Below are 10113 nucleotides of genomic sequence, written 5' to 3' on the forward strand. Positions count from 1 at the left end.
ATAAGAATTTCCATATCCTAATTCTTACCAAAAAGGAGCCATTTATTTCCAAAAACACAAACTTATTTACACTACCGTTCTATCTGTTTTGTAGTGTTTCTTTGGTGTCTCAGTTTCAAAACCGTTCATTTTCGAACCGTTTCGTGTGTATTCGCTATGCTTTTATCCGATTGTATTGTCATTTTATTGTCAGTATATTTTTACTTTCATTTTTCAACCTACTAGTTTTTATACTTCTTATCGCCATCTTGAAAATTTCCCCACTTGCTTTTACCAAATCAATTGGAACGGCATTACCAATTTGCAATGCTGAATCTGTTAATGAATTACTAAAGACAAAATCATCCGGAAACGTTTGCAATCTGGCAGCTTCACGTATAGATATCGCTCTGTCCTGGCTATAATGTCCATATCTTCCTTTTGAATAACATAAACATCCACCAGTAATTGTTGGTGCAGGCTTATCCGGATCCATTATACCATATACATCTCCATGTCCAGAAAATGCCTTTCCTTCCTCATCCTTCTTTTTATGACAATCCAAAACAAGTTCCTCCGGCAATCCACTCCGCAAACCACCATTCTTTCTTATTGCTCTAATCCTTTTTAAATTAGTATCAGATAAACCCGCACATTTATGGTTATGTATCTTTCCATCATCCCCATATTCTTCTCCAGCGTCAATTACTGGCAAATCATCAATTGCCTCCTTAACTGTCTTCCATTTTTTTAACCCATTACTACCATTTTTATCATGAGTGACCTTTGGCAGATCAAACATAAAACCATTTTTTTTCAATTCCTCATTAATATCTTTTCTGACAGCATGCAAAACAAACCTTTTTCTTGCTTGTGGCACACCATAATTAGCTGCATTTAATACATTTTCCTTTACATCATAATGCTTTCTTAAGCGTTCCAAAAACTCGGTTAATATTTTATTATTAAACTCGCTTTTTATTCCTGGAACATTCTCCATCAAAATGAAAGGAGGCAAGACTTCTTCAATAAGACGTAAAAACTCAAACAATAACTTCTTTCGTTCTTCATCTGTTTTATTCTTATTAAGCGGATTTTGTCTCGAAAAATTCTGACAAGGCGGACATCCCGCAAACAAATAAATATCATCTTTTTTTATTCTGGCCGCCTTTAATATTTGCTCACCACCCAAATCACAAACATCATTGTTTAACACATTAACTTTACTCAGCGGCTCATAATTCAAATATGTATCAACTGCATGCTTTTCTATTTCCACTGCTGATTTGACCTTAAATCCTGCCAATGAAAGTCCACACGATACGCCTCCACATCCAGAAAATATGTCTATCGCTTCGTATTTTATTTTCATATTTAGAACTCACCATCTTTCTCTTCAAATGCTGCAATAACCCTTTCTCCGACAGGCGTATTAATAAGTGGCGGCAACTCTTTGCGTTTAAATGGCTCTCTCTCCTGTCGGCATAAAGCCCTATAATCACAATTCTGGCAATTAGATAAACACGCTCTCATCGGAAAATCTTCTTTCAAAATTCCCTTTACAGCCCACTCTATTGCACCAATTGCATTTTTAACCGCAGCTTCATCAACCGGAACTTCTATTCGTTTATTATTTTTCAGTGTATGAACATATCCCGTTTCCGCATTTTCACCTATAACTTCTTTTGCAGCTCTCGAATACAGTTGTACTTGTAGTGACATTTCACGCCAATCAAACTCCTCTAATCTATCTGGAACTTCCATTGATTTAAAATCAATCACCTCTGCCGCATTGATATTTTTAGCTTCATCCTCTTTTAACAACAAATCAATAGAACCTGTAATCAATGCCTCATCTACCAATAATTCAAACCGTGCTTCATCCTGACGGATTCTGCAGAAATCATCTGAATATGTATCTACGTATTTTTTCATAATTTCATGTACAAGTTTTTTTGCACGTTCATACGAACCTGGTCTGTTTACAGGATCATTGCTCGGAAATACATGTTTAAGCATAAATGTATCTTCAACCATATCAAATATTTCTTTTTCAGTCGGAATTCTATTTTTATATTTTTGATGCAATCGTTCCAATATAGTATGAGTTGTTTGTCCAAAACCAAACAATTCAGGTACTGCCGCATTATAGCCATAGATATTCCGCAATTTATACATAAACGGACATGTTAAATATGATTTTACCGAAGAAAAATCTGTAGGTAACTCATTATCATCAAATCTAGGTACTGGTTCAATTTTATCTGTCAATATATCTAATGACGTATCATAGCTCATATCCGAGTGCTTTAAGTCCGCTGTAAAAACTGATTGTTTTTTCTTAGTTTTTAATCCTGGATGTATTTCACTTCCTGTTAAATATAATAGGCGCTCCGCCCTGGTAATTGCTGTATAAAATAATCTTGCTTCATCTTCTATTCTATTTCCATAAGCTCCTCTATCTATCGCATTTTCCATTAACTCCTCTGGCAGAATCCCGTTATACTGTCCCCTTTTTCCTGGGAATCGCTGATTTACCAAATCCACTACGAATACTACTGGATATTCAAGTCCCTTAACCTTATGTATCGTAGACACATTAACTGCATCAATCTTTGAAATATAGTCTACCGAATCCAATTCATAATTCTGTGCTATATTTTCCAAAAAGTTAAGCATCTCTCTGTATCTCCATTCGGAATCTATACTGACATATGTCTGTTCTACATCTTTGATTATATTACTAAATAGTCCCAAATCTCTTAATGCCGTCTCATCCTTTAATGTTCTTAAATTAAGTGCATCTGCTAACTGATGCAAAAAATTCTGTGGATATACTTTTCTTCTTGCCGAAGTTGCTGATGCATATATATTCGAATACCATGCCTGTAAAACCTTAAAATATTTATTTTTGTCAGCCTCTGGAAAAATAGGCAAAACTAATTCATTAAAACACTTTTCTGCGTCAATTCGATTTACCCCAGTTCCATTTCGTAATAATTCCATTATGGACAATATACATTGAGCATACGGTCGATCAAAAATGCCACCTTCCCCAGATGTTTTTACAGGTATATCCAGTTCTCTCATTGCATTAACAAATTGAACATCCTTATTTTCTCCATTTCGATAACGAATACCTCTAATCAGAACAGCAAAATCACTGTATGTAAGGCCTCTTCTATTTTTCTCTGTTCCATCCGAATTATATTCAATATAAGTTGTTCCTATCAGTGATTTAATTCGCTGTGCAACCCATTTAGCTTCATCCTCTCTGGTCTTGAACCACAAATTTCTCAAGTCTTGAATATTACCATTCTGATGATGGCGTATCTCTTTTGGCAATCTTTCAAACGGAATTGCTTTCTGAACAAAACTATTTGCTGTTTCAATTATCGCTTTTGTACTTCTGAAATTTACCAACAATTTATGAACTTTAACACCTTCATATCTATCCTCAAATGTTAAAATATTCTGTACATTAGCTCCACGCCAACCATAAATAGACTGATCATCATCACCTACAACGAATAACATATCCAAAAAGCCAAATAATGTTTTTATAAATTCTTCTTGTACAGGATTGATATCCTGGTATTCATCAACGAAAAGATATTTAAATTTTTCAATATAGGAACCTTCTTTTTTATTTATCTTTTTCAATTCTTGAACTGCAAGATATATTGCAAAAGAAAAATCCATGTATCCATCAGCACTCAGCAATTCCGAAAGACATGATAATCGACCAAATAATTCCTTATCATACTGTTCAATATCTTTTAATGCTATATTTTCATTATGCATAGTCTGCCATGCATCAGTAAAATCTTTAATACGCTTAAAATATCCTTGTCCATTCTGCAATCCCAATTTTCTAAATCTAGACATGACATATAATACCAGTCTGTTCTGATCCAAGATATCAAACTGGCGGTATTTCGCATTAATATCTCCGAGAAGTTTCTGACAAAACGCATCTAAGGTGCCAATAAACATGGCACCTACAATATTTTCTGACAACCCAAACTTATGCAATGCTTCAGCAACTCTACGTTTAATAGACTCCGCTGCTTTTTCCGTAAATGTAAAGGCAATAATACTTTCTGGAGCTTCACCTTTTGATATCAAATAAGCTATTTTATATGCCAAAGTCCTTGATTTCCCAGAACCAGCACAAGCTAAACACAATATATTTCTTGAATCATCAATCACTGCTGCATATTGCTCGTCTGTCAAATTTACATGCAATATTTCTTCTGTACCCATATGCTCTATCTCCTTCTCTTTTCCAATTTTAGTTGCAACTTGTAACCTTTATACTCCATCCTACATATACTCAGTATCATGTATAGTTATATCAAAATTTGTCTCTTCAACAACTTTCACACACTCATCTGCATGTTTCTTTATATCATCACCCCAAAACCGAATAACCGTCCATCCTTCAAACAGCAATCTTTTGTTTATTTCATTATCCCGCTCTCTATTCCGAGATATCTTACTAATCCAAAGCTCACCGTTATTACTCTTCTCCAGTCTTTATCTTAATACTTCCCAATTTTTTCCGTAAAAAAATCCCTCCTCACAAAAAATCGTTATCTTATACTTTGTCAATACAATATCCTGGTCACCTAAAAGTTTTTTGTAATTTTTGCAATACAGGTATCCTTTATTCCACAAATCTTTTCTCAAGATAACCTCAATCTTTGTGTCTTCCCCGAATATTTTTTCATATTCTTATGTCGCTGCTCTTTTGTAAAAACATCTGCCACAAAATTACCTCAACAATCAACTCCGCCAGTTGCTCTATCTCTTTCATTTCCTGCCAGACATTTATATCCGGCAAAGTCTTGACATCTACAAGGATACCTTGAATTTTTTGATAATCTTCAGTATTATCCTTCCAATTACTAACGGTTTCACCTACTTTAAGCATTGCTAGATTATTAGGATACTTACTTTTTAATGAATCAAACAGCATAAGAAATACGTTATAAACTTCCATGTTGCTTCCTTGCTTTTTCTTAAACTTTTCTCCATTAACCACATATTCACCATATATAATCTACTTGTTAATAAATGTGGATTCTGACAAACTCCATGCTTTACCTGTTACTCCATATTTATATATTTCGCATCAAGAATGTACACATTACTTCCGTACAACATAATCGTATCAGACTCCAATGAAGCGCTGCCGCATCTATCCCCATTCACATACCAAGTTGTCTTTTGAAAATAATTAACTTTATCCTCAATACCAAACATTTTATCGTTCATCTTTTCCCTGACATACCCAAAACAATACGTTCCGTATCGATAATTCTTATCAGAATTTTTGTCATCTTCAAAATCAACTATCGCTAACATACGCCTAAAAAGCATTCTATTTTCATATTTCAATCGCTTTATGTCTGCAATATTATTGTAATCTTTTTACATACTCATAAATTCGTTTCAGCATTCCATCTTTATCTTCCCCTAATTCATCACGGATTTTGTCTCCAAACCCCATATACGTATTAAATCCAAGCATATATACAGCCATTGCCATAGACAACTCACAATTTTCATTACCGTATAGAAATGCCATTTTCCTCAATTCAGCAATAACCGTATCGTGTGGTACCTCAACACCACCTTCTTCATTTACGACAGAGTTGATTACCTCTGGCAATACCATACACATCTTATAAAATGCATTTTCTTGACCGGTAAGCATTGCATAAAACTGATCCATACTCACACGGCGAATCAATCTATGCTGCACGTTTTTCCCATCAACTTTTGTTGACCATTTTATATTCTGCGACTTCTTTGCAATTGCCTCAACTAATAAACACGCACAATCATCATCTTCCAGAATCTGCCCCTGCATTTTTATATATGTTTTTGCAGAAGATGCCGAATTCATAGTGTTATGTTTATTTTTCATTTCTACATATATGGTATGTACGACATCCCCATCTGGCATTTCTATTCCATCTGGATTATTATAAATAACATCCCACCCTGCCTGTGGAACTTCACAGCCCTTGAAATAAGAAAAGATATTCTGGTGAAAATATCCTATATCATTATTATTAGACTTATCCCTCTGCCGGAAAATTTCATTATTTACAATTTCTTCCCAAGTTGTACGATATACCGATTTATCAAAAATCAGCTTGATTGGATCAATCAAATTGCTATTGAAACGCTTCAAATCATATGATTCCAATTTCTCTCCATATTTCATAATTGTTGCACGTACATGCTTCTTAAAATCTTCTTCTGATATAAAATCTAAATCCCATGCCATTTATTTTGCCCCCTCTAATGATTTATGTATTTCTAATCCAATTTCGTATGCTAAATTAACAGGTACTGCATTTCCAACCTGCTTATACTGAGACTGAACGCTTCCACAAAACTGCCATTCATCTGGGAATGTTTGACATCTTGCATTTTCACGAACCGTAAACGGTCTCGCCTCTAACGGATGGCATCTTTCTGTTTGTTTCTGAGACGGGGAAGTCAACACCGTCAATGATGGCTCATCTAAACTCATTCTTCTCAAAATTCCTGTTCTTCCACCTTCCATATCCCAACAACTCTTCATATAAGCTTTTGCAATTTCTGGATCAATGTCTCTCCAATATCCGCCTGGCGGAACTAATTCAAATATTTTTCTTTTATTTTCCCCATATGGTACTCCCGAACCTTCCGGGCAATCTAACAAAACATCTCTTAAGACAGGCTTGTAGTCATGTTCCTTAGGAAAAGAAAATGAAACTTTTTTTATCAAATCATTTCTAATTCCAACAGTAATTAGTCTTTCTCTTTTCTGTGGCACGCCAAAATCCCACGCATTTAAAACCTTTTTCTGAATTGTATATCCTGCCTGTTCAAAAATATTTGTTATCGTTGCATATGTTCTTCCTTTATCATGAGTCAACAATCCTTTCACATTTTCAAATAAAAACATTTTCGGCTGCAATTTTTGCAAAAAAGTTGCATAGTGATAAAAAAGTGTACCTCTTGCATCTTCAAGTCCTAATCTTTTTCCAGCATAAGAAAAAGCCTGGCACGGTGCTCCTCCCGATAATAAATCCAACTCTCCTTTTTTTATGCCAAAACACGCCTCCAAATCCAAACAAGATATATTAGCTATATCATCATGGATAACTCTCCAGTTCGGTCTATTTATTTTCAACGATTCTGCAGCATCTTTATCAAACTCTATTAACCCTAATGGTTCAAATCCAGCTTTTTCTATTCCTAAAGCCAAACCACCAGCTCCTGCAAACAGTTCTATAGTTGTAAACGTATCACTATCTATTTGTAGTGGTTCTTCTTTTTGTATCTCTACAACATCTTCTATTTTGCAGTTTAATGTAAAACATATTTTTTCTATTGAGTCAAATGAAACTGGCTCATTTTTTCCCAATCGAGCCAACACATTAAAACTTATTCCTGACGCTTCTTTTAATTCTGTGCGGTTCATTTTTTTATCTATCAGTAATTTCCATAATTTGTCATAACAAATCGCCATTAAAATTCCTCCAAAATCAAAATAGTACAATTTACATTTTACCATACACCTTAATCTGTAACAAGAATTTTCTCACTATATCGTTAGATTTCCTCTTACATCTTTCTTATCCCGTTTGCTATTTCTTCTGTTTTTTGATAATATAATTTCATCACCCTTGGCAGAAAGAAGGTGCTTATATGTATCGTGATTCCGTTACTGTTTCAAACAATATGCGTAAAATCCACAGTAAAGATACTTCCATAGAACTCTTACTCCGTAAAGCTCTATGGCATAAAGGTTACCGATATCGCAAAAATTATAAAGTTCTCCCTGGTTCTCCTGACATTGTCCTTACCAAATATAAAATTGCTATTTTCTGCGATAGTGAATTTTTCCATGGAAAGGACTGGGAAATTCTTAAACTCCGTCTTGAAAAAGGTAAAAATCCCGACTTTTGGATCAAAAAAATCGAACGCAATCGTAATCGTGATTATGAGAATGATAAAAAACTACTATTTCTAGGTTATACCGTTCTTCACTTCTGGGGACAAGACATCTCAAAACATACAAATGAATGCTTGCAAGCTATCGAAGAAGCCATTTGGGACACAAAATTTTCTGATACAACCACTGATTATGACATACCCGAATAAAAACCTTAAACCACACAAACGGCTGTCCGCAACTTCTGCAGACAGCCCACTTCCTACATATAGAAAACTATTTGCAAGCGTAGTTTATAACATAGCAATTTTTTCGCTTACGTTTTTTAGTACAGATTTAGTTCTTTTTCTCCCTTTATCTGCCATCTCTATCTATACGTCTCTTCTTGATTTTTTGCTTTGCATTTGTCTGTTCCAAATGCTTTGCAACTTCTATTGCTTCCTTGACCTTATTTTCTCCTAAAACAGCTACAACCCGATCCATATCATATGCCACATTTAACAAAGCTACATTCTCTTTCTTTATAACAGATACTTCTTCTCGCAACCGATCTACACGATTTTCAAGATCCAGGTTTCGATCTGATAGCTTTTGATTTTTGCTTTTCAGTTCTAAATATTTGCTATACAATGCCTGTATCATGTTCGCAACTTTTTTCACCAAAGGAAATATTCTCTTCCTGTAAGATTTTGCAGACTCTAAAGTTCCGGCTTCTGGCAGCCATTCTTCCGGATAATATCCATACTCACGTGCATGTGAGTCAACAAGTCCAGCTTTTGAATTTAGTGCAGAAAATCGTTTTTCTAACACTTCTGTCTTTTTAATTACCGCATCTCTCTCTTTTTCTGCCTGTTCTTTTTCCTTTTGGATCTCATCCACACATTCACTGATATCATGCAAATCATGTTCCAATAAATTCTTATGTTCCGTTAATTCTTCTACTTCCTGTTCTCGAACCTTTTTCTTGTAATCCAATACAGAAAGATGTGGTTCATGAGTTCCTTTCTGATCCCATTCTATCTCATTTTCCCTCATGACCATGGCTAATTTTTCCTTTTCTGATTGTACCCATTGATTTAGCTCCGTCTCACTTCTGGAACCACCTTTAAATCCTAATGACGATAAGGCTTGTTTTAAAGATACTCTTGTATCAAGTCCTCGCTTACTTCCTGTAACATAGGGAATAAAATCAATATGTAGATGCGGTGTTGCTTCGTCTAAATGCAGATGAGCAGCAAATACTCGCAACGTAGGATTCCGTTCTTGAAATCCTTTCATGTATTCATCTAATATCTTTACAGCAAGTTGTCCCTCCATCGTTTCTGATCCCATATTGTCTTTATCACCGATCTGAAGGATAACCTCATGAAATAATTTTTCTTGTTTTCCAGAACGTATCTTTTCATAGTAATCATCGATCTTACGATCTTTCCGAGTCTGCTTATCGTTGTAACGCTTCAAGGCATCATCAAACAATTCATGATATACATCTTTGATATCTTCATTACAATATTCAACGTTCCAATGGGTTCTGTTCGGATCCGTATTCTTTGCATGAAATTTTCTACTGTTATGGTTCAGGGAGCCTTTCCCTGTCATAAAACTAATTGTCCTCTTCAATAAATCTCCTTTCCTTCATTTTAAAACGCCAGATATGGCGATCATGTTTTGTTACTTTTGTCAAAAGTACATAAAAGCACTTTCGACAGCCTAACGTCCATCAAAAGTACCCTTGCGCCCTGCCGGGAGCTTTCAAATCAGCCAGTACTGTATCGGCTACACCCTACAGCAATTCTCCTTGTTTGGTATGACACAGGTGCGTGCCACGCTCCTGTTCTATATTCCCAAAACAAACATCACCATCGATAACTGGCTGACACTCCACGCTTATCTAAATATCCCTGTCGTGCTTTCTCCTGCTCTTCCTCAGAAGGAGCAGTCTTATACTTCGTATAGAGTTCATGTCTGACTAATGCATCCAATTTTTCTTCCAATCCATTTCGAATATCTTCTTCATACTGATCATCTGAACCCAAATGATAAAAGATCAATTTTCGAAACAGTTCATAATCAATCTGTACTTTTTTCATCACTTCACTCCTAGTATAATAATGGTGTAGTCAAGAATGACTACTGGTTAATAGTTACAAAGTCCAATCTAATAAATCTATATA

General features: G+C 35.1%; 8 protein-coding genes and 1 pseudogene. 1 reads left to right on the forward strand and 8 read right to left on the reverse strand.

The window, feature by feature from the left end:
• Window positions 1–178: 178 nt before the first annotated feature.
• The 6 genes and pseudogenes from NFR99_RS13435 to dcm form a co-directional block, all read right to left on the reverse strand.
• Window positions 179–1351, reverse strand: coding sequence for a DNA cytosine methyltransferase (locus tag NFR99_RS13435; RefSeq protein ID WP_251353904.1), 1173 nt, complete (start codon window positions 1349–1351; stop codon window positions 179–181).
• A gap of 2 nt (window positions 1352–1353) precedes the next feature.
• The gene (locus NFR99_RS13440; RefSeq protein ID WP_251353905.1) at window positions 1354–4245 is read right to left on the reverse strand and encodes an ATP-dependent helicase; all 2892 of its coding nucleotides are present in this window, start codon (window positions 4243–4245) and stop codon (window positions 1354–1356) included.
• A 60-nt stretch (window positions 4246–4305) separates the two neighbouring features.
• A pseudogene (locus tag NFR99_RS15500) lies at window positions 4306–4712 on the reverse strand (very short patch repair endonuclease).
• A gap of 379 nt (window positions 4713–5091) precedes the next feature.
• Window positions 5092–5349, reverse strand: a complete 258-nt coding sequence (locus NFR99_RS13455; protein WP_251353907.1) for a hypothetical protein — start codon at window positions 5347–5349, stop codon at window positions 5092–5094.
• A gap of 52 nt (window positions 5350–5401) precedes the next feature.
• On the reverse strand, window positions 5402–6280 hold the full coding sequence (locus NFR99_RS13460; RefSeq protein ID WP_251353908.1) for an Eco47II family restriction endonuclease: 879 nt from the start codon (window positions 6278–6280) through the stop codon (window positions 5402–5404).
• A complete protein-coding gene (gene dcm, locus NFR99_RS13465) occupies window positions 6281–7513 on the reverse strand; it encodes a DNA (cytosine-5-)-methyltransferase (RefSeq protein WP_251353909.1) in 1233 nt (410 codons plus the stop codon).
• 179 nt (window positions 7514–7692) lie between these two features.
• On the opposite strand from dcm, the gene NFR99_RS13470 reads away from it, so the two are divergent.
• Window positions 7693–8148, forward strand: a complete 456-nt coding sequence (locus NFR99_RS13470; protein ID WP_251353910.1) for a very short patch repair endonuclease — start codon at window positions 7693–7695, stop codon at window positions 8146–8148.
• Window positions 8149–8293: 145 nt separating this feature from the next.
• Here the strand turns inward: NFR99_RS13470 and NFR99_RS13475 are convergent, their stop codons facing one another.
• Entirely contained in the window at window positions 8294–9538 is a 1245-nt protein-coding gene (locus tag NFR99_RS13475) for a plasmid recombination protein (protein WP_251353912.1), read from the reverse strand.
• 257 nt (window positions 9539–9795) lie between these two features.
• On the reverse strand, window positions 9796–10029 hold the full coding sequence (locus NFR99_RS13480; protein WP_251353911.1) for a complexin-2: 234 nt from the start codon (window positions 10027–10029) through the stop codon (window positions 9796–9798).
• Between the last annotated feature and the right edge of the window lie 84 nt (window positions 10030–10113).

Origin of the sequence: Hominisplanchenecus murintestinalis (assembly GCF_943193015.1) — a bacterium.
Lineage (GTDB): Bacteria > Bacillota > Clostridia > Lachnospirales > Lachnospiraceae > Hominisplanchenecus_A > Hominisplanchenecus_A murintestinalis.

Coding starts and splice junctions, on each gene's coding strand:
- NFR99_RS13440 (WP_251353905.1), bottom strand. CDS start 4,245: ATGGGTACAGAAGAAATATTGCATGTAAATTTGACAGACGAGCAATAT.
- NFR99_RS13475 (WP_251353912.1), bottom strand. CDS start 9,538: ATGACAGGGAAAGGCTCCCTGAACCATAACAGTAGAAAATTTCATGCA.
- NFR99_RS13470 (WP_251353910.1), top strand. CDS start 7,693: ATGTATCGTGATTCCGTTACTGTTTCAAACAATATGCGTAAAATCCAC.
- NFR99_RS13460 (WP_251353908.1), bottom strand. CDS start 6,280: ATGGCATGGGATTTAGATTTTATATCAGAAGAAGATTTTAAGAAGCAT.
- NFR99_RS13455 (WP_251353907.1), bottom strand. CDS start 5,349: ATGTTAGCGATAGTTGATTTTGAAGATGACAAAAATTCTGATAAGAAT.
- dcm (WP_251353909.1), bottom strand. CDS start 7,513: ATGGCGATTTGTTATGACAAATTATGGAAATTACTGATAGATAAAAAA.
- NFR99_RS13480 (WP_251353911.1), bottom strand. CDS start 10,029: ATGAAAAAAGTACAGATTGATTATGAACTGTTTCGAAAATTGATCTTT.
- NFR99_RS13435 (WP_251353904.1), bottom strand. CDS start 1,351: ATGAAAATAAAATACGAAGCGATAGACATATTTTCTGGATGTGGAGGC.